The following is a 25,198-nucleotide window of genomic DNA, read 5'->3' on the forward strand; positions in this document are numbered from 1 at the left end:
TGTTATTTAATACCTCTGGTTTAATTAATACCCGCGGCGGGCCGTTGCCGCGGCACACCACCCGGGGGCGGGCGCGGGCCCCGCCCCGCGCGCGGCGGGGGGCGGGGGCAATCGCCCTGACCATGGCGGTTCAGGCGGGCCCTCATGTGCTGATGGTCGTCGTGCTGTGCACCAGGAGCGCCGCGGTGCGCCGAACGGCTGTTGCTGCCCGTGGCCCACCGGCGGTAGGCGTCGGCCCGGGCCCAGGCGTCCTCCCAGGCGCCGGTGGGCGCGCGGGAGACGCCACACGCCTGAACGAAGTGGATCAGCAGCATTCTCGAGGGCATCCGCTCCCCGCGGAGTACCGCGCCGACGGTGCTGTGCGGCAGGAGCGTCACTCCGTGGGAAGTCGCCCTGTCCTCCAGTTCCCGCAGGGACAGGCCACCGGCCTCGATCTGCATCGCGCGCATCGACTGGAGCAGCTGCGCCGGGTTGTGGATGAATTCCGGACGCAGGACCGGCTCACCGCGGTCACCCGGCACGGCCGAGCGGAGGGAGCGGCGCTGCTCCGCGGCAACGGCCCACATCCGGCGAGCCTGCTCCAGATCGCCACCACAGGCGGTGGCGAAGGCCTCGACGACGGGCCAGCGCGCCACGGTGGTACCGCGGGCGGCCCGCCAGAGCGTGGCCGGTGCGAAGCCGGCCTGCGTCTTGTGCGCCATCTGCTGGTAGGTCAGTCCCGCCTGCCGGCGCAGCGACCGCAGCCACTGCGCCAGCTCGACGGCGAGATCAGCCTCCGCGGGGGCGCTTAGGGTGCGCCCCATTCCGGTTCTCCTTCTACAGAGTCCGGGAACGGGGGGCGAGGGCCGCGATCGCGCGGCGGAGGAGCTCCACCGCGAGGAGACCACCGGCGGTGATGGTGCTGATGACCGTCTCCAGCGGCATCCGGCAGACCACCATCGCGGCGGTGAGGAGGACGACCACGATCACGACGGCCACGGCAGGGGCCGGCAGCCGCGTGCTGCCGGCCCGGCCGGGGCCCTCCACACACAGCAGGTGAACCGGAATTTCGTTGTTCAAATTCTTCTCCCTCGGCTCGTTGCCACCCGACTCGGCCCCGGCACGGGATCCGCCGCGTTGCAGCGCAGCGAATACGGGACCTCAGCGAAATGGTCGGCTGTCAAGGGATGAGGCGACAAGGCGCTTATGCGCTTTCATTTCACCTTGTCCCAGCTGGAGTTGAAACGTCGATCAGGCAGCCCCGCAGGTCACCGGATACTTCGGTACTACCGACGCGGGGTCCGTCACCTACGTCTGTCCGACATAGCAGCCTTGATCGGCATTGCGTCTCCCCCACCCTCATCTGCTTCTCTGTACTGGTAACCCGCCACGGCACCGCGCAACTATCCGGAAGGGAGGCGGAGATGACCCCGGCCGTCCACGGGGGAGATCCAGCAGGCCCTCCTTCGCGCCACCCTGGCCGTGCGCACACGGCGCCCCGCACACGCATGGGCGTGTGACGCCCGGGCCCGAACATCTCACACAAGGCTTCCCCGGCCGTTGCCACTCGACGCAACAGGGGATTCGGTCGTCAGTTGTTGCAGCGGCGGCGACCTTTGGTGTGGCCGCCCGCGACTCGCGTACGGCCACACCAAAAAGACTCCACCGTCTTTTCGGGACGAGCGGGACTCTCGCGCAGCCGTCGGGTGTCCGGACCCGCCCCGATCAGGGCGTTGCCGACCTCGCCCAGCCCGTGCATCGCTCGGTGGAAGAAGCCACCGTATTGGCGTTGATGATGGAACATGCCGCCGCGCTCCAGATCCGCGCCGAGTCGACCGGCGGCACCATTGCTGCCATCCCGGATGCCTTGGCTCGGGAGGCCCAGGAGTTCCTTCTCCAGCCCGCCATCATCGAAGCCACGTTCAGGTCGTTCGCCGACCGGATCCTTCGAGAGCATCCGACGATGCTCGACTGAGATCGAACCACATGGTGCCACTCGCCGAACGCGGTCACCGCAGGAACTGGCGCAGCATGCTGGTCAGTTCGCGAGGCTTCTCCTCGGTGACCCAGGGACCGGAACCACGGAGCACCCTCCCTCCGACGTGTGTCACGTACTCGCGCCACTGGTCGGCGACGCTTTCGGCGAGTGCCTTGTGTCCGCCGGTCGCGAGGACCGGCATCGGCAGCTTTCGCGAGGAGACGCCCCCCGTGGCCACCACATCTCTTGCCCCGCCCCCCACCCATGCCCGGCAGGGCCTTCCCGTCCTGGCACTGGCCATGATGGCCTGCACCGGATTCCTCGTAATCACGACTGAGACGCTGCCGGCCGGTCTGCTGCCTCAGCTGGCATCGGGACTCCGGGTCTCCGAAGGCGGCGCGGGCCAGTTGGTCAGCGCCTATGCGCTCGGCACGGTGCTCGCGGCGATCCCCGCGGCCGCGCTGACCCGCGAGCTGCGGCGGCGGGGCCTTCTGCTGGCCGGCCTCGGGGGATTCCTGGTGGCGAACGCCGTCACCGCCCTGGCGCCCTCCCTCACCCTCGCCCTGGCAGCCCGGTTCGTCGCGGGAGCCTTCTCCGGCCTGCTGTGGGGCATGCTCGCCGGTTACGCACGCCGCATAGCGGCACCCGAGCACGCCGGGCGGGCCCTGGCCGTCGCCATGGCCGGAACCCCGGTAGCACTGTCCGTCGGGACGCCTCTGGGGGCGTGGCTCGGCGGCACGCTCGGCTGGCGGTGGTCTTTCGCCGCGATGTCATTGCTGGCGGCGTTGATCATGATCGCTGTCCGCGCCGTAGTGCCCGACGCCCCGGGACAGCGCGCACAGACACAGATGCCACTCCGGCGAGTGCTGACATTTCCCGGGGTGCCCACCATCCTGGTGGTCGTCTTCACGTGGATGCTCGCCCACAACCTTCTCTACACCTACATCGCCCCCTACCTGCGGGAATCGCACCTCCCGCTGCGCCCGGACCTCGCCCTGGTCGCCTTCGGTGTCGCCGCTCTCATCGGGATCTGGATCACCGGCCTGTTCATCGACCGTGCTCTGCGCAGGCTCACGCTGGTGAGCGTGGCACTCTTTGCCGTCGCCGGGGCGATTCTCCTGGCCACCCAGGGTTCTCTCTCCTTCGCACTCCTCGCCATCGCTCTGTGGGGAGTGGCCTTCGGCGGCGCGGCAACGCACCTGCAAACAGCCATGGGCGCGGCCGCCGGCGAGAACGCCGATGTAGCGAACGCTATGCTCACGACCGCTTTCAACGCCGCGATCTTCGGCGGTGGAGCCCTCGGGGCGGTCGTCGTCGACGGTCTTGGTGCCCGAACGCTTCCCGCAGTACTGGTCGCCCTCGTCCTCATCACGCTCGTCGTCGTCGGCTTCGGCCGACGCGAAGCCTTCCCCGTGAACACATGAGCGCGGACGAACGGGCAGAAAGCACCGGTCACGCCGTACGGGCCGACTGTCCCACCGGGGGCTGTGGCCAGGAGGCCGCCGACCGCCTTCCCCCAGCAGCGCGGCTGAGTGCGCGTCCATATGACGGGATCGGCCGAGCCCGCCCGCGACTTCTGCTCCGGATCCTGCGCGACGTACGGCATCGCGCTCGCGGAACTCCGCATGAGCAACGTTGCCTGAGCTGGGGGCCGCCCGTGCCGTCCCAGCCCGTTCACCAAGGCAGGGGCGGCCGGACGGACCCGCGGCCTGCGCCGAATCCCCAAGAGAAGGATCAGGTGTTGCCTTGCTCCGCCTAGCCAATTGTGGTGGTTGGCTCGGACATGGCCCGTGACCTAGGGCTGGACAGGCGGGTGGTAGGGCAGCGTGGTGGACAGCAGGGTGAGCAGGCCGAGCACGATGGGCAGCAGGGCGACGAGGTAGAGGAAGGTGTAGCCGACGATGTCGCGGGCCTTGAGGCCGAGGACGCCCAGCAGCGGGAGCATCCAGAACGGGTTGATGAGGTTGGGAAGTGCTTCGGCCGCGTTGTAGACCTGGACGGTCCAGCCGAGGTTGACGTTGAGGTCGTTGGCGGCCTGCATGACGTAGGGCGCCTCGATGATCCACTTCCCGCCGCCGGAGGGGATGAGGAAACCCAGGACGACGGAGTAGGCGCCCATCATCAGCGGGAAGAGGGTCGAGGATCCGACGCCGGTGAAGGCCGAGGCGAGGTAGTGGGACAGGCTGTCGCCGCCGCCGTTGGTGGCCTGGGTCATGATGGCGGCGATGCCGGCGTAGAAGGGGAACTGGATGAGCACGCCGGCTGTGGCCGGAACCGCCTTGGTCACCGCCGCGAGGAACCGGCGCGGGCGCCAGTGCAGCAGCATGCCGAGCGTCAGGAAGAGCAGGTTGTAGGTGTTGAGTGCGGAGATCGCGACGATGGGGTCCTTGTCGGCGAACTCCTGCACGGCCCATCCGGCGACAAGGGCGACGACAACGAAGGTGAGCAGAGGGCTGTACTCCAGCCACTCCCCCGGCCGGGTGCGGGGCTCGTCGTCCTCGACCGGGTCGCTGGGGTCAATGCCGAGGTCGGTCGCGGTGCGCACGCTGTCGCCACGTGGCGCGGTGAGGTAGGCGACGGACACGCAGACGACGATCACGACAGCCGCGAGGGTGAGGGACTGCCAGGTGAAGATGGTTTCCCGGAAGGGGATGACGCCGGTGATCGACAGCAGGGAGGGCGACAGGCTCTCCGCGTTGGCCTGGAGCTGAGCGGCCGAGGAGCTGAGACCGAGCGCCCAGCTGCCGCCCAGGCCGAGGTACGCGGCCGCTGAGGCGGCCCGGTAGTCGACGCGCAGATTGTCGCGTTCGGCCAGGCGCCTGACCAGCAAGGCGCTGAAGATGAGGCTGAGTCCCCAGTTCAGCAGGGCGGAGGTGAGGCTGATGGTGGCGACCATGGCGACGGCACCCCGCTCTGTAGCGGGGATCTGGGCCAGGCGGACGATGACTCGCTGGACGGGGCGGGAGGTGGCCACGACATAACCGCCGATGGCGACCATGGCCATCTGCATGGTGAAGGGGATCAGGTCCCAGAAGCCGTTGCCGAAGACAGAGGCGACCTTTGCCGGGCCTGATCCGATGCCCATCGCCGCGATGGCCACGACAGCCACGGTGAGGAGTGCGAAGACGAGGGTGTTGGGGAACCACCGCTCGGCCACGGCCGCGCTGCGGGTAGCGGCGCGGGCGAGGAATCCATCGCGTGGCGGTTGCTGCGGTGCGGAGTCGTCGCCCCCTTTGGGCCTCTGCTCGATCATGATGGCTCCTGGCGGGTGTGGGCCCGGGGGGACGGGCCGTGTGAGCGGTAGACCGCCGAGGCGGCGGTGAGGTCGGCGAGTGCGCTGCCGACCGCTTTGAAGACGGTGATCTCTTCCTGGGTGCGGCGGCCGGGGATGGTGCCGGCGCACAGATCGGGCAGGGTGCCGGCGATGTCGTCCGGGGTGAGGAGGCCGGCGTCGATGGGCTGCGTCAGATCACCGGATTCGTGCAGCGCCTGTGGCGTGTCGATGAAAATGGTGCCGCGGCGTATGCACTGGTCGTCAGCCTCTCGCATGGTGGGGCGGAAGCTGCCGATGAGGTCGAGGTGAGTGCCGGGTTCCAGCCAGTCGCCCTTGATGACGGGCTCGGTCGCGAGGGTGGCACAGCTGATGATGTCGGCTTCGGCGGCCGCGGGGGCCAGGTCGGCGACGGCACGGGCATCGAGCCCCTGTTGGTTCAGGGTGTCGGCCAGGCGATGGGCGTGGCCGGAGGACCGGTCGTGGACGAGCACTGTCCGGATGTCGAAGACGCTGCGGTAGGCCTCGGCGACGAGGCTGCCCACATGCCCTGCTCCGACCACCAGGTGGGTGGTGCTCTCGGGCCGTGCGAGGTAGGTGGCGGCCAGAGCGGAGGTCGCCACGGTGCGGCGCCGGGTCAGTTCATTGCCGTCGATGATGGCCAGGTGCTCCCCGGTGGCGGCGCTGGCCAGGACGAATGCGGAGGACAGGGCCGGCCTGCCGTGGAGGGCGTTGGCGGGGAAGACGTTGACGAGCTTGACACCCAGGAACTCGCCATGGGACCAGGCGGGCATGAGCAGGAGGGTGGCGTCGGTGTCGGCGTCGACGGTGTGGTGGTGGCGGGCCGGAGTACTGGCGCCGTGAACGAAGCCTTGCCGGAGCGCGGGGATGAGGTCGTGGAACGGCAGTGCGGTGATGGTCTGTTGGGCGTCGATATTCAGCATCGTCGTCTTTCGATCAGGCGGTCAAGCGGTCAGGCGTCGAGAGTGACGTCGGTCACGGGCATGGCCTGGCAGGTCAGGCACTGGTCGTCGGCCAGGTCCTCCGGGCGGGTGACCAGATGCGCGACGCGCCCGTCCAGGACGGTGATGGCGCAGCTTTCGCACTGGCCCAAGCGGCAGCCGCTGGGCAGGCGGATCCCTTCCCGCTCCGCCAGTTGCAGCAGAGTGCCGTCTTCTCTGCGCCAGGTGACCTCGCGGTTGGCGCGGGTGAAGCGGACGGTGGCCTGTGCGCTGTCGGGGATCTCGACGCGCTGTGGGGCGGCGTGGAACCTTTCGGCGAAGATGTCGAAGCGCGGCACGCCTCGGGCGACAAGGCCGACGGTGAGGTCGGAGAGCATGTCCTCCGGTCCGCAGAGGTAGAACCGGGCGCGGCGTTCGATGAGTCGGGCATCGACGTCGGTGGCGCTGATGCGTCCGAAGTGGTGGTAGTCGCGGCCGAGGGCGTCGTGGGGTTCCGGTCGGCTGTAGTGGGTGTGGACGCGTAGCTGCGGGATGGCGTCCCGTAGTTCGCTCGTGCGGTCCCGGAAGGCGTGTGAGGTGGAATTTCGGCTGCCATAGTGCAGTACGACCTCGGGGACGCCGCCGCCGCTGCGGGCCAGCGTCTCGAGGTAGCCGATGAACGGCGTGATCCCGATTCCGGAGGCGAGGAGCACGACTGGCCGGCTGATGTCGGGCGGGATGGCGAAGAGTCCTGCCGGCGCCGTCAGTCGCACGCGCTTCCCCGCACGGGCGGTCGCGTGCACCTGGCCGGAGACCTGTCCGTCCGGTACGCGGCGTACGGCGATGCTGTACGAGGTGCGGTCCTTGTCCTGCGCGGGGCCGGTCAGGGAGTAGCAGCGTGCCGGTGATCGTTCCGCGCCTGCGGGGCCGGTGGTGGGGAAGCCGAGGGTGATGTGCTGTCCTGGCCTGAAATCGGGCAGCTCAGAACCGTCGGCGGGTTCCATGCTCAAGGCCAGGACATCGGCTCCCTCCGGTACGGCGGAGACGATGACGAACTCCTTGGTTCCTTCCCAATGAGACGTCGCGATGGGCCGGATGTCGCAGCTGCCGGACCTCATCGGCACCGAACCGCTGATCGGGTCGCGTACGTCGTCGCCGATCAGGAGGTTGTAGTTGCTGCCGGCTTCGTCATAGGGATCGAAACTCGGTAGTGCCAGGTCCGGAGCCTGCTGCCACCAGCCGTATTCGGCGCATACGACGTCCTCGTGCAGATCGTGGTCGATACGTGCGCGCATGCGGATCGTCCCCATGCGCGTGGACAGCGCCACCCACTGGCCATCGCTGATGTCGCGCCGCTGTGCCAGTGCCCCGCTGATGTCGACCGTGGGTTCCGGGCTGCGCTTACGCAGGGAGGACAACCCGCGGTGCTGGCTGTGGCAGAAGTAGCCGTTCTTCGCGCACGTCAGCGACAACGGGTAGCGGGAGTCGGGTTCGGTACCGGGCGCGGAATGGATGGGGACAGCGGAGTAGCCGTGCGACGCGAGCCGTTCCGAGTACAGCTCGACCCGTCGGGTCGGGGTGGCGAACCCGGTGACCTGGCCGTCTTCCGTGCTCTGGGCGTACTTGCGGTAGACCGTTTCGAGTGGGACCCGGAGGCCGCGAGGATGGCGGCGGAGTTCGTCGACGGTCAGCCCCAGGGGCCCCAGTTGATGATTCCAGCCGGCCGTGACGGCGCCGTTGAAGAAGTCGGCGCCCATGCCCAGACGCTGCGCGAGGTCGAAGACGACTTCGGTGTCGGAGCGGGACTGGCCCACCGGCTCCACCATGCGCGGCCGGAGCTGGACGTGTTCCTGAGCCCGCCGGCTGATCTCGAATCCCGCTCTGATCGCCTCGTGTTCCCAGGGGCTGTTGACCGGAAGCACAATGTCGGCGAACTGGGAGGTGGGGTTGGGGAAGAGGTCGAGGTGTACGTAGAAGTCGAGGTTGCGAAGAGCGGCGGCGGTGCGTCGCGGATCCGGCTGTGAGAGCACCAGGTTGCTGCCGAATCCGACCAGGGCTCGTACCGGGTAGGGATCGTGCGACAGGATCGCGCGGCACAGATCCCGGCCGCTGATCCAGCCCTGGGCAGGGGGGCCGAGCGGGTGTTCCGCCATGCCGAGGGCCTTGGCCCGCTGGTCGTGCGGGAGCTGGGTCAGGTCGGTGGCCGGGTTCAGGGCGTGCCGTGGCCATATGACGTTGCCTCCGGGCGTGTCGTAGCTGCCGGTCAGCGCGTACAGCGTGGCGATGGCTCGCTCGGTCTGGGTGGCATTGGCGTGTTGCCCGACGCCGGTCCACGCGTGGTAGGACACGGACCGTGCCCGGATGAGTGCGTCGGCGAAGGCGGTCAGCTCCGCCGGTTCGATGCCGGTGGTGCGGGCGGTTTCCTCCACGGTCCATGGCCGGCAGGCGTCGCGGTACCGCTCGAAGGCGGGCTCGCAGTCGACCGTGCCGCCGGTGCGGGTGCGCACTCGATGGGTGCCGTGCAGGGCGAAGCGGCCGGGGTCCCGCGCGGCGCGGAGGGTGTCGTATGACCGCCAGGTGTCGTCAGCGGTGTCCCAGACGACGTAGCCGTCGAGGTCCGGATCGACCTCTTGGGCACGCAGAAAGCGTCCTGTGTCACGGCGAACGAGCAGGGGAGCGTTTGTCCAGGCCCGAACGAATTCGTCGTCGTAGCCGTGACGTTCCAGCACGAGCCGGGCGATGCCCAGGGCGAGGGCCGCGTCCGCACCGGGGCGGACCCGCAGCCAGTGGTCCGCTTCCAGCGCACTGGTCGAGCGGCGGGGGTCGATGACCGCCAGGCGGGCTCCATCGGCTCGGGCTCGCGCCAGGGCCGCCGACTGAGCCAGCCATGTCTTGGCGGGGTTGTGGCCCCAGAGCACGGCGAGGTCTGTCGCGGCGAAGTCCGCGGTCGGCAGTGAACTTCCGAACGTGAAGGCGTGGGCCCAGTCCTTGTGCCAGTTGCAGACTTCAGTGGAGTAACAGGTGTTGGGGCTGCCGAAGAGGCGGATGAAACGCTCGATCCAGTCGATGGAGTCCGACAGTGGGGTACCGCTGGGCGACGTCACGGCGAAGGCCACAGCTTCCGCGCCGTCCTGAGCCTTGATCCGTCCCAGCTTTTCGGCGGTCTCGCTCAGTGCCTCCTCCCAGCCGATGGGCTCCCACCTGGGGTCCGGATCGGACTTGGGAGTGGTCCGCCGAAGCGGCTGGGTCAGGCGGTCGGGGCTGTGCACGATCTCTGGTGCCGCCCGTCCTTTCGGGCACATCGCCGCACCCGTCGGATGCTCGGGGTCGGGCCGCACTCCCCGCAGAGCGCCTGCCTCAATGGTGTAGACGGCACCGCATCGAGAGCGGCACAGAGTGCAGTATCCGTGCTTCTCAGTCATCATTACTCCTGAGTAACCGGTTACCGGCCACCGGTCGCCGGTAAGACGCTAAGATGCATCCAAGTGGGAGCCACGTCAAGAAGAGATGAAGAGATGAACGGAGAGCCGATGGCACCCGACGCGCTCACCGGACCGCTTCAGCGCACGAACCTGCGCGAACAGGTCCTTGCCCTGGTCCGACAGGCCTTGGTATCCGGGGAGATCCGACCGGGAGACATCTATTCGGCCGCGGCCCTGGCGACCAGGCTGGGTGTCTCCAGCAGCCCGGTCCGGGAAGCCATGCTGACACTGGTGAACGAGGGCCTTATGGAGCCCGTCCGCAACCGCGGCTACCGAGTGATCCCCATGAGCGAACACGACCTCGACGAGGTCTACACCATGCGGTTGCTGTTGGAGGTCCCCGGCACTCTGCAAGCGGCCGCGAATGCCCAGCCTGAGGATCTCACTCGCCTGACGGTCATCGCGGACGAGATCGAGAAAACGGCTCGGGAAGGTGATGTCGTCGGCTTCCTCGAAGCGGACCGACGCTTCCACCTCGGCCTGCTCCAACTGTGTGGCAACCGGCGCTTGGTGGCCACTGTCGCCGCGATGCGGGATCAGACCCGGTTGTACGGCCTCGAGGCACTCGCGGAACGGGGGGTTCTCGACAACTCCGCCCACGAGCACCATCACATGCTCGAAGCCATCGCCCGCGACGACATGGACAGCCTGGAGAACCTGATCCGCCACCACCTGCTGCATGTCCGCTCCGACTGGGCCCGACCTGACAGCGTCTCCCCCGCTGGCGATCGCCGGCCGCGAGCGGGCGGGAAGCATGACATTCGGGGGACTTCAGCGCTTGAGGGCTGAGTGGCCGCGAGGAGCGCTGGAGGCGCGGGCTATCCCTCCAGCGCGGCCAGCGCCTCCTTATCGAGCATGACGTCGCCGGCCGCGAGGTTCTCCTCAAGGTGGTCGATGCTGCGGGTGCCGGGGATGAGGAGCGTCCGCGGCCCCCGGGTGAGCACCCATGCCAGCCCGACCTGGGACGGGGTTGCGCCCAGCCGCGTCGCCACCTCCCGCACGGCGGGCTGGTCGGCGACCTTCGGCAGCTCCGGGAACCCCGACCCGAGCGGGAAGTACGGCGCCCAGGCGATGCCCTGCTCGCGGCAGAGGTCGAGCACGGGCTCGGACGAACGGTCGACGAGGCTGTAGGCGTTCTGTACGCAGACGACACCGGCCGGCAGGGCGTGCCGTAGCTGGTCGGCGTCGACGTGGCTGAGGCCGATTCCGCCGAGCAGCCCGGCGTCGCGCAGGGCGATCAGCTCGGCGAGCTGGTCGTCGAAGTCGACTCGCTGGTCGGCGGGGATTCCTGGCGTCCGGTACATCGGGTAGATGTTGACCACGTCGAGGCGCTCGGCGCCCAGTGTGCGCAGGTTCGCCGTCAGCTCGGAGCGCAGTTCGGCGGGTTTTTGCGCCGGACGTAGCCCGTATTGGCCGCCCGGGTCGCTGGTGGCACCGACCTTGCCGGCCAGCACCAGGTGCTCGGGGTAGGGATGCAGTGCGGCCCGGATGCGCGCGTTGACGCGGCCCGCTCCGTAGAACTCGGCGGTGTCGATGTGGTCGACGCCCAGCTCGACGGCCCGGCGCAGCACGGCGAGGGCGGGCTCGTCGTCACCGTGCTCGAGCTGCATCGCGCCGTAGCCGATGCGGGCGACGGGACGTCCGGCGAGAGACGTGAGCCCGCCGGGGTGTGGGCGTGCGCCCGAAGTGGTGCGAGTGGTGGTCATGGTGGGACTCCCGTGGAACGGTAGGCTCACGGTTAAGCGGAGGGTCCTCCGCAACGTAGCACAATCGGAGGTGCCTCCGCTTCATGGCCGCTGCCGACCGTGAACCACGCCTGCGGGCCGACGCCCAGCGCAACCGGGACCGCCTCCTCGAGGTGGCCCGCGCCGCCTTCACCGCCGGACAGACGCCGACTCTGGAGGCCGTCGCCCGCGAGGCCGGCGTCGGGATCGGCACGCTCTACCGGCACTACCCGACCCGCGAGGCGCTGATCGAGGCGGTCTACCGCGCCGAGCGCGCGCAGTTGTGCTCCCGTGTGGAGCCGCTGCTCGCCGAGCACGAGCCCGTCACCGCACTGCGCACGTGGATGGACGACTACGCCGACTTCATCGCCACCAAGCGCGGCATGGCCGAGGCGCTCAAGGCGATCACCGCCGAGGGCACGGTCGCCTCCGCCCGCGCGCGAGCGGACATCAACGGCGCCGTCGGCACGCTGATCGCCGCCGGGGCGCGGGAGGGCACGCTCCGGGCAGACGTGCGCCCCGACGATGTCGTCAGCACCCTGGTAGGGATCTTCCTCGCGACCGACGACCGCGAGCAGGCCGGGCGGATGCTCGACCTGCTCGTCGACGGCTTGCGGGCCGGAACGTCAGCGAAGCGCGGCTGACGGGGTCCGGGCTCTTCTCAGTGTCGAGAGCGTGATCTGGACGATCTCCGGCCGTGGTCCTCTTGCGGTGTCACGTCAGCCCGGATCGGGTGCCGTGGTGCGGCGGGGTAGCCGGGCCCGGAAGACGGTGGCGCCCGGTTCGCTGGTCAGCAGGACCGTGCCGCCGTGCGCCGCGGTGACGGCCCGGACGATCGCCAGACCCAGTCCGGTGCCGCCTGCGGTCCGCGCCCGCCCCGGGTCCGCGCGGGCGAACCGCTCGAACACCTCGTCCTGGAGCGACTCGGGGACCCCCGGCCCGTCGTCCGCCACGCTGAATTCCACCCAGTCCTCGCCGGCCGGTCTCAGCCGGACCGTGACCCGGGTGCCGGGCGGGGTGTGGGTACGGACGTTGGTCAGCAGGTTGCCCACCACCTGCTGGAGCCGGTGCTCGTCGCCGAGCACCGTCACCGGTTCCTCGGCCAGCTCCAGCGTCCAGTGATGGTCCGGCCCGGCGGCCCGTGCGTCGCCCGTCGCGTCCAGTACCAACCGGGTCAGATCGACCGATCGGCGGGCCAGTGGCCGTCCGGCGTCGAGCCGGGCGAGCAGCAGCAGATCGTCCACCAGCGTGGACATCCGCTCCGACTCGGCCTGGATCCGCTCCAGCGCGTGCCGCACCTCGTCCGGTACCGGGCCCGGATGGCGCAGCGCCAGCTCGGCGTGGCCGCGGACGGATGCCACCGGGGTGCGCAACTCATGGCTGGCGTCGGCGGCGAAGTGCCGCAACCGTTCCTCGCTCGCCTGGCGACGGGCCAGCGCGTCCCCGACGTGGCCGAGCATGCGGTTGAGCGCGGTGCCCACCTGGCCGACCTCGGTGCGCGGATCGATGTCCGGCACCGGTGGCGGCATGGCCACCTCACCGCTGGCCAGCGGCAGCTCGGCCACCCAGGCGGCGGTCGTGGTCACTCGTCGCAGCGGCCGCAGCGACAGCCGTACCCACAGCGCCCCGGCCACCCCGGTGACCAGCAGCGCGCTGCCGAACACCACGGTCTCCACGATCTCCAGCCGGTGCACGGTCTCCTCCACCGGACGCAGTGGCAGCCCGGTGACCAGGACATCCCCGTCGTCTCCGTGGACGGCGACCACGCGGTAGCCGCCGAGCGCGGACAGACGCACGCTGTGACCGTCGCCGTCCACCGGAAGCCCCGCCAGGACCCGCCGGTCGGCGCCGGTCAGCGGCACGGCGGCGTCCGTCTGGTCGCGCACCACGGCGGCATCGGTCGTCGTACCGCGCAGCAGCCGGGCGCCGAAGGTGCGGTCCGACTGGCCGCGGGTGTCGGGCGCGTTGTCGGCGTCGGGGTGCCGCTCACCGTGTTCCAGGCTGGCCGGGAACCGGCCTCCGGTCGCCGTCAGCTGCTGGTCCAGCCGGCGCACCAGAAATCCCTCCAGCGCGAACACCGTGGTCAGCCCCACCGCCAGACTCGCCACCGCCAGCAGCACCACCAGCCCGGCGGTCAGCCGGGCACGCAGCGTACGGGGCGGCCACCACGACAGCCACCTGGTGAGCGGCCGCGTCATGAAACCTCCGCCTTCAGGACGTAGCCGACCCCGCGCACGGTGTGGATCAGCGGCGCCCGCCCCGCGTCGAGCTTCTTGCGCAGATAGCTGATGTACAGCTCGACCACATGGGCCTGGCCGCCGAAGTCGTAGCTCCACACCCGGTCCAGGATCTGCGCCTTGGACAGCACCCGGCGGGGGTTGCGCATCAGGAACCGCAGCAGCTCGAACTCGGTGCGGGACAGCTCCACGGCCACACCCCCGCGGGTCACCTCCCGCGCCTGCTCGTCCATCACGAGATCCGCGACCACCAGCCGGTCGTCCCCCGGCTCCCGCGCCATCCCGGCCCGGCGCAGCAGCCCGCGCAGCCGGGCCAGCACCTCCTCCAGGCTGAACGGCTTGGTCACATAGTCGTCACCGCCCGCCGTCAGCCCTGCGATCCGGTCCTCCACCGCGTCCCGCGCGGTCAGGAAGAGCACACACACATCCGGCAGCTCCGCCCGCACCGCGCGCAGCACCGCCAGCCCGTCGGTGTCCGGCAGCATCCAGTCGAGCACCACCGCGTCCGGCCGGAACGCCCGCGCGGCGTCCAGCGCGGACCCGCCGTCGGCGGCGGTACGGACCTCCCAGCCCTCGTAGCGCAGCGCCCCCGACAGCACCTCGTTCAGATCGGGCTCGTCGTCGACGACGTGGACGCGGACCCTGGCGCCATCGGGGCGCAGCAGAAAGCGGCCGGTGGAGTGCGTATCCATGATGAATCCAGCATCCCTCGCGGTGCACTGTGCCGAGGCCCGCCCTTCCTCTGAGTTTCCTCTGAATCCGAACGTGTCCGCCCGGGTTCATAGGGTCCTCAGAGCTTCGCCGGTGACGCTGACCGGGCACGTCGCCGAGAGGACTCCCATGACCAGCACGACGCCGCCGGCCCCGGCCAGGACCCGCCCGTCCCGGTCGGCACCGCGCCCGCCCAGCCCCGTCCCGGCCCTCGCGCACCTGATGATCTGGGGCGGGGCCGCCGCTGTCCTGGCGCTGTGGTGGAAGGACACCCCCTCGGTCGTCGGCGCCGTCGGCTGGCTGACCGGTGCGGGGCGGATCACCGGACTGCTCGCCGGTTACGCCTGCGCGATCCTGCTGCTGTTGATGGCGCGCGTACCGCTGCTGGACCGCGCCATCGGCACTGACCGGCTGGCCCGCTGGCACGCCCTGGGCGGCCGTTACACGATCTCGCTGGCCTGTGCCCACGTCCTGCTGATCGTCTGGGGGTACTCGCTGGAGTCGCACACCGGCGTGCTGGACCAGACCGCCACCCTGGTCCTCCACTACCCGGATCTGCTCAAGGGGACGATCGGCTTCCTGCTGTTTCTCATCACCGCGATGGTGTCCGCGCGCGCCGTGCGCCGTCGCATCCCTTACGAGACCTGGCACCTTCTGCACTTCGCGACCTATCTCGCGGTCTTCCTGGCCTTCGGGCACCAGCTCTCCGACGGAGCCGACTTCACCGGAAACCGACCCGCTCAGGTCGTCTGGTACGCCCTCTACATCGTGGTGGCGGCGCTGCTGGCCTGGTACCGGTTCGCCGTCCCGGTGCGCCGGGCGCTGCGCCACCGGCTGTACGTCACCGAGGTCCGGCCCGAGGCCCCGGGCGTCGTATCGGTGTATCTGTCGGGCAGCAGGCTGGAGGAGCTGCGCGCGGAGCCGGGCCAGTTCTTCCGCTGGCGGTTTCTGACCCGCGGCCTGTGGTGGGCCGCCAATCCGTACTCCCTCTCGGCCGCGCCGCACCCCGCCTATCTGCGGATCACGGTCAAGGCGTCCGGTGGCCACAGCGCGGCCCTGGCCCATCTCCGGCCCGGCACCCGGGTACTCGCCGAAGGGCCGTACGGGGCTTTCACCGCGCGCCGCCGCCGCGCCCGCAAGACCCTCCTGCTGGGCGGCGGCGTCGGGATCACCCCGCTGCGGACGCTCTTCGAGACGCTGCCGGGCGAGGTGATCCTGGTCTACCGGGCCCGGCGTCCCGAGGACCTGGCCCTGCGCGGCGAGCTCGATGCGCTCGCCGCCGCGCGCGGGGCGGCCGTCCACTACATCGTGGACGAACCCGCCGCCTACTCCTCGCCGCTGACTCCGGAGGCGCTGCGCGGTCTGGTGCCCGACCTCGCCGAGCGCGACGTCTACCTGTGCGGGCCGCCCGGGATGACCGAGGCCGCGTCCGCGGCCCTGCGCGGGGCCGGGGTGCCACGCGGCCGTATCCACCACGAGTCGTTCGCGCTCTGAGCCGCGATCCACCTCCCCGACGAACAGGAGTCAGACCGTGCGCAAGGCCGCCGTGACCACCGTATCCACCGTGGCGGGAGTGATCCTGCTGCTCTCGCTCAAACCGCACCAGAACCCGGCCCCGGACATGGCGGCGTCGCCACCCTCCTCCGGGGCACCGGGAGCGTCGTCGTCCCCCGCGCCGGCCGGGGGCCGGCCCTCGAACGGCGGCGCCTCCGGCACGTACACCGGCAGCGTGATGAATACCTCGTACGGACCGGTCCAGGTGTCCGTCACGCTCTCCAACGGCAGGATCACCGCCGTCAAGGCGCTCCGGACTCCGTCCGACCGCCCCCGCTCCCAGCAGATCGCCGCGGACGCCGTGCCCCGGCTGACGCAGGAGGCGCTGAGCGCCCAGAGCGCGCACATCGACGCGGTCTCCGGTGCCACGTACACCAGCGAGGGGTACACCCGGTCCCTGCAGAGCGCACTGGACAAGGCCGGTGTCTGAGGTGTCCGCCCGCGCGTGCGGGCTACGCCACGTCGAGCACGCCATGGGAACGGTGTTCTCCTTCGGCCTCCGCGACCCGGTCACCCCACCCGTCCGCCGGGCCCTGAAGGAGGCCGTGGCCTGGTTGCACCACGTGGACGAGGTCTTCTCGACCTACCGCCCCGGCAGCGCGATCAGCCGCCTGGGCCGTGGCGAGCCGGTTCCGGAGCGGTACGGGCCGGACGTGGCCGAGGTGATGGCGCTGTGCGAGGAGGTGGCGCACGCCACCGGCGGCTGGTTCAGCCACACCCCCGGCGGCCGGCTCGACCCGTCCGGATTGGTCAAGGGCTGGGCGATCGAGCGGGTCTCGCGGATGCTGTACGCGGCGGGCGCCCACAACACCTGCGTCAACGGCGGCGGCGACATCCAGCTGCGCGGCGAGGCCGCCCCCGGCATGCCCTGGCGGATCGGCATCGCCCACCCCACCCGCCCCGGGAAGCTGGCCGCCGTGGTCACCGGTCGCGATCTGGCCGTCGCCACCTCGGGGACGGCCGAGCGCGGCCCACACATCCTGGACCCGCACACCGGTGAGCCCGCCACCACCCTGGCCTCCCTCACCCTGACCGGCCACGACCTCACCCGGACCGACGCCTACGCCACGGCCGCGTTCGCCATGGGCGCCGGGGCCCGTGACTGGGTCGAGGCGCTGGACGGCCACGAGGGGCTGGGGATCACCGCGGCGGGCGAGATCTGGCGCACCCCGGGCTTTCCCGCGGCCAACGGGGCAGGCCCCTGAGGCTGCGCCACCACCCGGCCGTCGGCCGGTTCACCCATGGGCCGGGCCGGGTGCCGAGCGGGCGCCGGGCGGGCGCGCCGGGAAGAGCCGTCTCTGCCCGCGCATGACGACATGCCCCAGGCCGGAGAGCGCACCGGCGATGGCGAGGTCGACAGGTGGCAGTGGCTCCGTACCCAGCAGGGCGCGCAGGGGCGGGAGATAGACGCCCGCCACTTGCAGGACCAGGGCCGTGCCCACGGCCAGCAGCAGGAATGGGTTGGCGAGGCTGCCCGGGCGGGCCCGGGAGCCCAGCGCGACGCCGAGCTGGGTGGCGCCCAGGATCAGGAACATCATGGACTGCCAGGGGCGGCCGGTCTCCCGCGCCCAGACTCCGGCGGCCAGAGTGACACCGGCGACGATGACCCCCATGGCCAGGAGCCGCGGCCAGAGTCCGGCGCCCAGGACGCTCTCCTCGGGCGGGCGCGGTGGGTGGCGCATCACCCCCGGTTCCACGGGTTCGGCTCCCATCGCCACACCGGGGAGGCCGTGGGTGAGCAGGTTGATCCACAGGATCTGGGCGGGGAGCAGGGGCAGGGGCATGCCGAGGAACGGGCCGAGGAGCATGACCAGGATTTCCGCCGTTCCTCCGGCGAGGGCGTAGAGCAGGAACCGGCGCACATTGGCGTAGACACGGCGGCCTTCCTCGACGGCGGCGACGACGCTGGCCAGGTTGTCGTCGGCGAGCACGAGGTCGGCCGCCTGGCGGGCCACCTCGGTCCCGCGCTGTCCCATGGCCACGCCGATGTCCGCGCGGCGCAGCGCGGGGCCGTCGTTGACGCCGTCGCCGGTCATCGCCACCACCTGCCCCGAGGCGCGCCACGCCTGGACGATGTCCAGCTTCTGATCGGGCGTGGTCCGGGCGTAGACGCGCAAGGCGGTCAGCGAGCCCGCGGTGCCGTGGCGGATCCGTTCGCCCGTGGTGACCTCGTCCTCCCGGGCCACGATGCCCGCACGCGCGGCCACCGCCCGTGCGGTGAGAGGGTGGTCGCCGGTGATGAGGACCGGGGTGATGCCGGCGTGTTCGCACGCTGTGATGGTGGTCCGGGAGGTGTCGCGCGGCGGGTCGAGGATGCCGACCAGGCCGAGCAGCGAAAGTCCCGATTCCCAGGCGTCGGGGCTCCGGGGCCGTGTGTCGTCGTGGTCGGCCGACGCGATGGCGAGGACACGGTATCCGTCGCGGGCCAGGGTCTCGGCCTGGGCGGCGGCCCGAGTCCAGGTGTCCGGGGGATCGGAGAGGACCGGCGGCCGGAGCATGACCTCAGGGGCTCCCTTGCACATGACCCGCAGTCCGCCGCCGGGCGCGCGGTGCACCGTTGTCATGCGCTTGCGTGCGCTGTCGAAGGGGATCTCGTCGACCCGTGGCAGTTCGCGTTCCAGCGCGGCCCGGTCCAGGCCGAGTCTGGCCCCTGCCGCGAGCAGGGCCGCCTCGGTGGGGTCGCCCATCGCACGCCACCGTTCGTCACCGTCCGACGGAGGCTCCAGCGCGGCGTCGTTGCACAGCATCGAGGCGCGCAGCAGCGCGGCCAGGTCCGGGGCGTCGCGCACGGTCGCCGGGTGGCCATCGCGTGTGACGCGGCCTTCGGGGCTGTAACCGATGCCGCTGACCGTGGCCTCACCCTGGGGGGTCCACAGCCTCTCCGCGGCCATCCGGCCCTCGGTCAGGGTGCCGGTCTTGTCGGTGGCGAGCACCGTGACCGAGCCCAGGGTCTCCACCGCGGGCAGCCGCCGGACGATGGCGCGTCGCTCCGCCATCCGCCGCGCCCCGAGGGCCAGGGCGAGGGTGACCACGGCGGGCAGGGACTCGGGTACGGCGGCGACGGCGAGGCTGATCGCGGCCACGACCATCAGCTCGACCGGCTGCCCGCGAACCAGGCCCAGGGCGAGCACCACCGCGCACAGTGCGACGGTGACGGCCGCCAGCACCCTGCCGAACCGGGCCAGTCGACGCTGCAGCGGGGTCAGTCCGGGCGCGGTTCCCATCAGCGCGGCGATCCGGCCGAGCGCGCTGTCCGGGCCGGTTCCGGTGATCCGGACCCGGCCACGGCCGCGGACGACCACCGTGCCCGCCGAGACCGTGTCCGCCGGGCTCGTGTCCGCCGGGCTCGTGGACGGCGGCCGGTTCGCGCCGGTGGCCTTCTCCACCGGGACGGACTCGCCCGTCAGCGCCGACTCGTCGACCAGGAGCAGTGCCGCGTCGATGACCTCACCGTCCGCGGGCACGATGTCCCCCTCGCCCAGCAGGACCAGGTCTCCCGGCACGACGTCGGCAGCCGGTACGGAAGACTCCCCGCCGTCGCGTATCACCCGGGCGGTGGGCGCGCTGAGGGCCGTCAGGGCGGCCACGGCCCGTTCCGCCCTCACCTCCTGGACGACTCCGGCCACGGTGTTCACGGTGATGACGAGCAGGATCACCAAGGCGTCCGGGAGATCTCCTGTGGTCAGGGTCAGCACGGCGGCCACGAGCAACACCACGATCAGCGGGTCGCGCAACTGCCGCAGCACACGGCGCCACACCGGGGTGCGCCGTTCCCGGGCGACGACATTGGCCCCGTACTCCCCCAGCCGCCGCGCCGCTTCCTCCCGCGACAGGCCTGCGGCAAAGCGCTCGGCAGGGCGAGGGGTCGGCATGCCTTCATCGTGTGGCCGATGTTCCCGGATCGCATCCGGCGCCCCCGGGACCGGCAACGGGGGCCCGAGCCGAAGCCGCGCACGGTCCACCATCGGACCCGATCGGTCCGAGTCAAGAAGCTGGGCGGTGTGTCCCGTGGTCACGGGGTACCCCGAATGCGGATGAATCGACCGCAGGAAAGGCGGTGGGGATGATGGCGCTCCCGCTGGTCGTGGGTGTCGATGGATCGGAGTCCAGCCTGCAGGCCGTGGACTGGGCCGTGGACGAGGCGGCACGCCATGAACTGCCCTTGCATCTGGTCAACGCTTCCCGATGGGAACGGTACGAGGGACGCCTGCCCTCGTTCGGCACCGACCGTCCGACCGGGGATGTAGCGGCCGAGAACATCGTCGCGGCCTGCGCGGAACGTGCGACGTTGCGTAACCCTGACGTGAAGGTGTCCGCCGAGGTCCTGGCCGAGGACACCGTGATGGCGCTGCTGGAGCAGAGCCGTGAGGCGTTCGCCGTGGTCACGGGCTCCCGTGGCAGAGGCGCGATCGCGGAGACGCTTCTGGGGTCGGTCAGCCTGGCCGTGGCGGCACGTGCCGTCTCCCCGGTGGCCGTGGTCCGGGGCGGGGAGAAGAACCGCGCGGGCGCCCTGCGGCGCGTGGTCCTCGCGGTCGGCGACCTGGTGGAAGGGTCGGCGGCCGTACGGTTCGCCTTCCGTGAGGCGCGGGCGCGGGACGCCGCGCTGCACGCCGTACGCTCCTGGCGGCGCCCCGCGCGCCCCCACGCGGGCCAGTCGCCGCTGGAGCGTGAGGCGAGCGGCCTGATCTACGAGGAGCAGGCGGCGGGCGTCCTCAGCGAGGTGCTGGACCAGGTCGAGCGCGAGCACGACGACATCACGGTCCATCGCGAAGTCGTCGAAGGAGCGGCACACCGGGTCCTGCTGGACGTCTCGGAGCAGGCCGATCTGCTGGTCGTCGGCGCCCTCCGGCGCCATGACCACATCGGGCTGCAGCTCGGCCGGGTCAGCCACGCCGTACTCCACCGCTCCGCATGCCCGGTCGTGATCGTGCCGCAGCAGGTGTGACCGCGCACGGCACGGGCGTACTCAGGCCCGCCACTGCCGGGCGGCGCGCAGTCGCCGCAGATAGGGGTCGTGGGCGTGGCGTGGCAGGAGGCGCAGCCGGACGTCCAGGGCGACGACTCCGTCGGGCCGGGCCACCACCGGGTTGAGGTCGGTCTCGGCGAGCTGGGGAAGGTCGCAGGCCATGCGGGACAGCCTCAGCAGCAACTGTTCCAGTCCCTCCAGGTCCACGGGATGGCCGCCCCGGTAGCCGAAGAGCAGCGGGGCGCAGCGCGGAGCGGTGAGGAGGCTGTGCACATCGCGGTCGGTGAGCGGGGCGAGCCTCGCGGCGTGGTCGGCGAGGAGCTCGGTGGCGGTGCCGCCGAGGCCGAAAAGCACCAGGGGGCCGAACACCTCGTCCTGGGCGACGCCCGCGAACAGTTCGACACCCCGGCGCGCCATGGGCTGGAGGAGCGCACCGGTCATACGGTCCCCGAAGCGCTCCCGCAGGTCCCGGTAGGCGTGGCGCACCTGGTCCGGCCCCTCCAGGTCGAGCCGCAGCGCTCCCAGGTCGCTCTTGTGCACCAGCCCCGGCCAGTACGCCTTGACGGCCACCCGGCCGCGCTTGTCCGCCACCAGGTGTCGTATTGCGGCCACGGCGGTGTCCTCGTCCTCCGCCCAGGCCCAGGACAGCTGGGGGATGCGGTAGCGGTCGAGGAGGGCCGCGCAGGCACGGGGGTCGGGCCATCCCCCGTCGGGGTGACGGGTGAGGAACTCCTCCACGATGGCCGTGGCACCGGCGGGGTCCATGCCCGACAGCGGTGGCACGCTGCCCGGCGGTTCGGCGCGCCAGCGCGCGTAGCGGGCGGCGTGGACGAGCGCGCGGGCCGCCGACTGGGGCTCGGAATAGGCCAGGACAGGGTGGTCGTCGGCGCTCGCGAGCAGCCGTACGGGGGCCTCCTGGTCGAGGAGGACCGCGGCCACCGGCCGGGACCGCACTCCCGGCGCGCCGGTGAGGGCCAGCAGCGGGTCATCCCGCGTTCCGGTGGCCAGGGCGGTGGGCACGAGGACCACCAGCACGGCGTCCACGGTGCCGTGTGCCGCCAGCCGTTCCACGCAGGAGCGCATCCGGTCGGCGGTGACGGCGGCCGTGGTGTCCACGGGGTTGCCGGTGGCGGCTCCGGGCGGCAGGACTGACCGCAGTTCACCGGCCAGACCGGGGTCCAGGGCGGGGACGGTGAGTCCGGCGTCGGCGCAGGCGTCGGCGGCGAGCACACCGGCGCCCCCCGCGTTGCTCACCACCGCGACGCGGATGCCCGCGGGCAGCGGCTGGGCGTGCAACAGGGCCGCGGTGTCGACCAGTTCGGCGATGCTCCGGGTGGCGATGATGCCCGCCTGGGTGAACAGGGCACCGCGGGTCATGGTGGGGGTGGCCGCGGCGGCGGTGTGCGAGGCGGCCGCGCGCCGCCCGGCCTCCGAGCGGCCCGCGTCCACGGTGAGCACGGGCATGGTGCGAGCCACTCGGCGCGCGGTGCGGGAGAAGGCCCGCGGATTGCCGAAGGACTCCAGGTGGAGCACGGCGAGCCGGGTGCGGGGGTCCGCCTCCCACCACTGGAGCAGGTCGTTACCGCTGACGTCGTACTTGTCGCCCAGCGACACGAAGCTGGACACGCCGACGCCGAGCCGGCCGAACCGCTCGAGCAGAGCGATGCCGACCCCTCCGGACTGCACGGCGACCCCCGCGCACCCCGGCAGCGGGGGATGCGCGGCGAACGTGGCGTTCAGGCGCACTTCGTCGGCCGGATTGGCGATCCCCAGGCAGTTGGGGCCCACCAGCCGCATCCCGTGGCGTCGGCAGCAGGTGAACAGCGCCTCCGCCTGGCCGGTGTCGAGCCCCGCTGTCAGGACGGCCAGCGCCCGCACCCCCGCGGCGCCGCACTGCCCGGCGACGTCGGGCACCGTGGGCGCCGGTACGGCGAGCATGACGAGATCCGGTACGAGCGGGAGGGCCGCCACTGAGGGGAACGCGGGTGTCCCCTCGATGACCCGGGCGTGCGGGTTGACCGCGTACAGCGCCCCGGTGAAGCCACCGGACCGCAGGTTTCCCAGCACGGCCCGGCCGACCGATCCGGGCCTCCGGCCCGCCCCCGCGACGGCCACCGACCGGGGCCTCAACAGTGGCCGAAGGCTGGCCACGTCAGCGGTCCGGCCCCGTCGGTCCACCGCCGACAGGTAGTGCTCGTCCTCCGCCAGGTGGACGGTGCAGCGGACGTCGGTGCCGCCTGCGCACCGGGAGGTGCGCAGGCCCAGATCGGCGAAGACCTTCAGGACCTCATGGTTCTCGGCGAGTGCTTCGGCGGTGAAGCCGGAGATGCCCGCCTCCCGGGCCGCGTGGACCAGGTGTTCGAGCAGCAGTGTGCCGATGCCCTGCCCGTGGCGGCCCTCGGCGACGGCCAGTGCGATGTCGGCGGACACCGGTTCGCCGGGGGCCGTGGGCAGCATGGTGTACTCGGCCACCCCGACCACCCGGCCGTCCGCCAGCGCGAGGAGCGCACGGTAACCGCGGTGCCCCGGCGCGCACACGCGGTCCGCCGCCTCCTGTGCGTAGCGCGGGTTGACGGCGAAGAACCGCAGCCGCATGGCCTCCGGAGACATCTCCTGATGCATGCGCAGGACCTCGTCCCGGTCCTGTGGTCGGGCGGGGCGTATCTCGACGGTGGAGCCGTCGGCGAGCAGGGCGTGGACGGTATCGGAGCGGGATGTGGTGTCCGTCATCGGTATCCCCTTCCGTCGGCCGTGTCCGCGTCGGAGGCCGGTACGCGGCCCGGTGCCCGGAGCGAGGCCGCGTGGTCGGGCACGAAGGTCTGCAGGTGCCTGGGCGGTCGCTGGTAGCCGGTGGGCTCGGGGCGGGGCGGCAGACGCAATTCCGGGAGCCGGACGTCGCCGTACGGAACGGTCGACAGCAGGTGAGCGATCATGTTGATCCGGGCGGCGCGCTTGTCGTCGCTCTCGACGACGTACCACGGGACCTCGGGGATGTCGGTGCACGCGAACATCTCGTCCTTGGCCCGGGAGTACGCCTCCCAGCGGGTGATGGACTCCAGGTCCATCGCGGAGATCTTCCAGCGTCGCGTGGGATCGTCCAGGCGCTGTCGGAACCGCCGTTCCTGCTCGGAGTCGCTCACCGAGAACCAGTACTTGCGCAGCAGGATCCCGTCCTCGACCAGCATCCGCTCGAAGACCGGGCACTGGTGGAGGAAGCGCTGGTACTCCCCCTCGGTGCAGAACCCCATGACGCGTTCGACCCCGGCCCGGTTGTACCAGCTGCGGTCAAAGAGCACGATCTCCCCCGCGGCGGGAAGCTGCTCGACATAGCGCTGGAAGTACCACTGGGTGCGTTCGCGGTCCGTGGGCACGGGCAGGGCGACGGTGCGGACGACACGCGGGTTGAGGCGTGCGGTGACCCGTGTGATCGCGCCGCCCTTCCCAGCCGCGTCCCGTCCCTCGAAGACCACCACGACACGCTGTCCCTCGGCCCGCACCCAGTCCTGGAACTTGACCAGTTCGATCTGCAGACGGCGCAGTTCCTTCTCGTACGGGGCACGCGGCAGTCGTACTGGTTCACTCTCGTTCGGCGGCGTGCGACGCGCCATGGGTTCTCCCTTCCGGGCCTGCTGAGGCACGTGACGTCACGGGGGCGTGGGGCACGACAGCGACGGGGCACGCGGCGTGGTGAAGGAGCGCGTGAGCGACGTGGCCGAGGCACGGGCCCACGACGGGCCGGTGGGTGGGGCGGCCGACCACCATCACCCCGGCCTGCGCGGCCGCCCCCAGCAGAACCTCGGTGGCGAAGGCGAATTCGATCGACGCGGCCGACTCCGGCGGATCCTGGATGCCGACGACGACATCGCGGGTGCCAACCCCGGTCCGCGCCCCTCCGTTCCCCCGCATCATCACGACAGGGCTCTTGGACAACGCAAGTACATGCAGACCGACGGACCCGAGCAAAAAGCCCCCCACAGCACCACGCCCGTGTGAGCCGAGCACCAGCATCTCCGAGGCCGCGCCCCAGGCCACCGGGGCCTCAACTGCCGTCTCGGAGACCAGTTCAGTCGAGGCTGACACCCCCGAGCAGTCGGCAGGCAGACGCGCCTTGGCATCCTCCAGGGCCTCCTGAGCCCAGAGTTTGCGCATCTCAGGCGCTTGGGCGGTACGAGCTGTCCGCGGCGGCAGCTCACGCCGCTCCGCCTCGTCGGCGGCCCAGTGCGCGGCGGCCAGGTTCTCGGCCGAGCCGTCGAGCCTCACGGTGACCACTTGTTCCATGGCGGCTTGTTGCATGGCGGTGCCTCCTGCTGAGTTTCCCGCTCCTCTCGCAGACTCACTCGCGGTGGGTCAGCCGG

General features: G+C 71.3%; 21 protein-coding genes. 8 read left to right on the forward strand and 13 right to left on the reverse strand.

Going from position 1 to position 25,198, the window contains the following annotated elements; translation table 11 throughout:
- Positions 1–20 precede the first annotated feature (20 nt).
- Both ACFXB5_RS19860 and ACFXB5_RS19865 read right to left on the reverse strand, forming a co-directional pair.
- Positions 21–803, reverse strand: a complete 783-nt coding sequence (locus ACFXB5_RS19860) for a helix-turn-helix domain-containing protein (protein WP_385209478.1) — start codon at positions 801–803, stop codon at positions 21–23.
- 13 nt (positions 804–816) lie between these two features.
- On the reverse strand, positions 817–1,059 hold the full coding sequence (locus ACFXB5_RS19865) for a hypothetical protein (RefSeq protein ID WP_201846368.1): 243 nt from the start codon (positions 1,057–1,059) through the stop codon (positions 817–819).
- Between the two features lie 685 nt (positions 1,060–1,744).
- On the opposite strand from ACFXB5_RS19865, the gene ACFXB5_RS19870 reads away from it, so the two are divergent.
- Entirely contained in the window at positions 1,745–1,954 is a 210-nt protein-coding gene (locus tag ACFXB5_RS19870; protein ID WP_385209481.1) for a hypothetical protein, read from the forward strand.
- 34 nt (positions 1,955–1,988) lie between these two features.
- On the opposite strand, the gene ACFXB5_RS19875 is transcribed toward ACFXB5_RS19870, so the two are convergent.
- Complete coding sequence (locus ACFXB5_RS19875) at positions 1,989–2,195, reverse strand: hypothetical protein (protein ID WP_385209484.1); 207 nt, start codon at positions 2,193–2,195, stop codon at positions 1,989–1,991.
- Between ACFXB5_RS19875 and ACFXB5_RS19880 the strand changes: the two genes are divergently transcribed.
- The gene (locus tag ACFXB5_RS19880; RefSeq protein ID WP_385209487.1) at positions 2,188–3,381 is read left to right on the forward strand and encodes an MFS transporter; all 1,194 of its coding nucleotides are present in this window, start codon (positions 2,188–2,190) and stop codon (positions 3,379–3,381) included. The two genes, ACFXB5_RS19875 and ACFXB5_RS19880, sit on opposite strands and share 8 nt — an antisense overlap.
- Before the next feature lie 371 nt (positions 3,382–3,752).
- On the opposite strand, the gene ACFXB5_RS19885 is transcribed toward ACFXB5_RS19880, so the two are convergent.
- From ACFXB5_RS19885 to ACFXB5_RS19895, 3 genes are read right to left on the reverse strand one after another with little or no spacing between them, the layout of a single operon-like run.
- Entirely contained in the window at positions 3,753–5,210 is a 1,458-nt protein-coding gene (locus ACFXB5_RS19885; protein ID WP_385209489.1) for a short-chain fatty acid transporter, read from the reverse strand.
- A complete protein-coding gene (locus ACFXB5_RS19890; protein ID WP_385209492.1) occupies positions 5,207–6,172 on the reverse strand; it encodes an ornithine cyclodeaminase family protein in 966 nt (321 codons plus the stop codon). The genes ACFXB5_RS19885 and ACFXB5_RS19890 overlap by 4 nt, the downstream gene beginning before the upstream one ends.
- Positions 6,173–6,201: 29 nt before the next feature.
- A complete protein-coding gene (locus ACFXB5_RS19895) occupies positions 6,202–9,594 on the reverse strand; it encodes a molybdopterin-dependent oxidoreductase (protein ID WP_385209495.1) in 3,393 nt (1,130 codons plus the stop codon).
- 105 nt (positions 9,595–9,699) lie between these two features.
- Here ACFXB5_RS19895 and ACFXB5_RS19900 point away from each other — a divergent pair, with 105 nt between their 5' ends.
- Entirely contained in the window at positions 9,700–10,440 is a 741-nt protein-coding gene (locus tag ACFXB5_RS19900; RefSeq protein ID WP_385209498.1) for a GntR family transcriptional regulator, read from the forward strand.
- Positions 10,441–10,469: 29 nt separating this feature from the next.
- On the opposite strand, the gene ACFXB5_RS19905 is transcribed toward ACFXB5_RS19900, so the two are convergent.
- The gene (locus ACFXB5_RS19905) at positions 10,470–11,357 is read right to left on the reverse strand and encodes an aldo/keto reductase (RefSeq protein WP_385209501.1); all 888 of its coding nucleotides are present in this window, start codon (positions 11,355–11,357) and stop codon (positions 10,470–10,472) included.
- Positions 11,358–11,440: 83 nt separating this feature from the next.
- On the opposite strand from ACFXB5_RS19905, the gene ACFXB5_RS19910 reads away from it, so the two are divergent.
- A complete protein-coding gene (locus ACFXB5_RS19910; RefSeq protein ID WP_385209504.1) occupies positions 11,441–12,019 on the forward strand; it encodes a TetR/AcrR family transcriptional regulator in 579 nt (192 codons plus the stop codon).
- Between the two features lie 75 nt (positions 12,020–12,094).
- On the opposite strand, the gene ACFXB5_RS19915 is transcribed toward ACFXB5_RS19910, so the two are convergent.
- Positions 12,095–13,573, reverse strand: coding sequence for an ATP-binding protein (locus ACFXB5_RS19915; RefSeq protein WP_385209507.1), 1,479 nt, complete (start codon positions 13,571–13,573; stop codon positions 12,095–12,097).
- Positions 13,570–14,304, reverse strand: a complete 735-nt coding sequence (locus tag ACFXB5_RS19920) for a response regulator transcription factor (protein ID WP_385209510.1) — start codon at positions 14,302–14,304, stop codon at positions 13,570–13,572. The genes ACFXB5_RS19915 and ACFXB5_RS19920 overlap by 4 nt, the downstream gene beginning before the upstream one ends.
- Before the next feature lie 148 nt (positions 14,305–14,452).
- Here ACFXB5_RS19920 and ACFXB5_RS19925 point away from each other — a divergent pair, with 148 nt between their 5' ends.
- The 3 genes from ACFXB5_RS19925 to ACFXB5_RS19935 are packed head-to-tail and all read left to right on the forward strand — an operon-like array spanning position 14,453 to position 17,082.
- Positions 14,453–15,817: a ferric reductase-like transmembrane domain-containing protein gene (locus ACFXB5_RS19925; RefSeq protein WP_385209513.1), complete on the forward strand. Its 1,365-nt coding sequence runs from the start codon at positions 14,453–14,455 to the stop codon at positions 15,815–15,817.
- 37 nt (positions 15,818–15,854) lie between these two features.
- Positions 15,855–16,307 (forward strand): FMN-binding protein, encoded by a 453-nt coding sequence (locus ACFXB5_RS19930; RefSeq protein ID WP_385209516.1) that lies wholly within the window; start codon positions 15,855–15,857, stop codon positions 16,305–16,307.
- Between the two features lie 43 nt (positions 16,308–16,350).
- Positions 16,351–17,082 carry an FAD:protein FMN transferase gene (locus ACFXB5_RS19935; RefSeq protein WP_385209587.1) on the forward strand — a complete coding sequence of 244 codons (732 nt, stop codon included), beginning with the start codon at positions 16,351–16,353 and terminating at the stop codon, positions 17,080–17,082.
- Between the two features lie 30 nt (positions 17,083–17,112).
- On the opposite strand, the gene ACFXB5_RS19940 is transcribed toward ACFXB5_RS19935, so the two are convergent.
- A complete protein-coding gene (locus tag ACFXB5_RS19940) occupies positions 17,113–19,749 on the reverse strand; it encodes a cation-translocating P-type ATPase (RefSeq protein WP_385209519.1) in 2,637 nt (878 codons plus the stop codon).
- A gap of 194 nt (positions 19,750–19,943) precedes the next feature.
- Here ACFXB5_RS19940 and ACFXB5_RS19945 point away from each other — a divergent pair, with 194 nt between their 5' ends.
- The gene (locus ACFXB5_RS19945) at positions 19,944–20,822 is read left to right on the forward strand and encodes a universal stress protein (RefSeq protein WP_385209590.1); all 879 of its coding nucleotides are present in this window, start codon (positions 19,944–19,946) and stop codon (positions 20,820–20,822) included.
- 21 nt (positions 20,823–20,843) lie between these two features.
- Here ACFXB5_RS19945 and ACFXB5_RS19950 read toward each other — a convergent pair whose 3' ends face one another.
- Genes ACFXB5_RS19950 through ACFXB5_RS19960 form a run of 3 tightly spaced genes read right to left on the reverse strand, consistent with a single transcriptional unit; the run spans position 20,844 to position 25,136 of the window.
- Positions 20,844–23,573 carry a GNAT family N-acetyltransferase gene (locus tag ACFXB5_RS19950; RefSeq protein ID WP_385209520.1) on the reverse strand — a complete coding sequence of 910 codons (2,730 nt, stop codon included), beginning with the start codon at positions 23,571–23,573 and terminating at the stop codon, positions 20,844–20,846.
- Positions 23,570–24,451, reverse strand: a complete 882-nt coding sequence (gene ppk2, locus ACFXB5_RS19955; protein ID WP_385209523.1) for a polyphosphate kinase 2 — start codon at positions 24,449–24,451, stop codon at positions 23,570–23,572. The genes ACFXB5_RS19950 and ppk2 overlap by 4 nt, the downstream gene beginning before the upstream one ends.
- Positions 24,420–25,136: a universal stress protein gene (locus ACFXB5_RS19960; protein ID WP_385209526.1), complete on the reverse strand. Its 717-nt coding sequence runs from the start codon at positions 25,134–25,136 to the stop codon at positions 24,420–24,422. Before ACFXB5_RS19960 ends, ppk2 begins: the two co-directional genes overlap by 32 nt.
- Positions 25,137–25,198: the final 62 nt, after the last annotated feature.

This window comes from Streptomyces sp. NPDC059455, assembly GCF_042750115.1.
GTDB classification, from domain to species: domain Bacteria; phylum Actinomycetota; class Actinomycetes; order Streptomycetales; family Streptomycetaceae; genus Streptomyces; species Streptomyces endocoffeicus.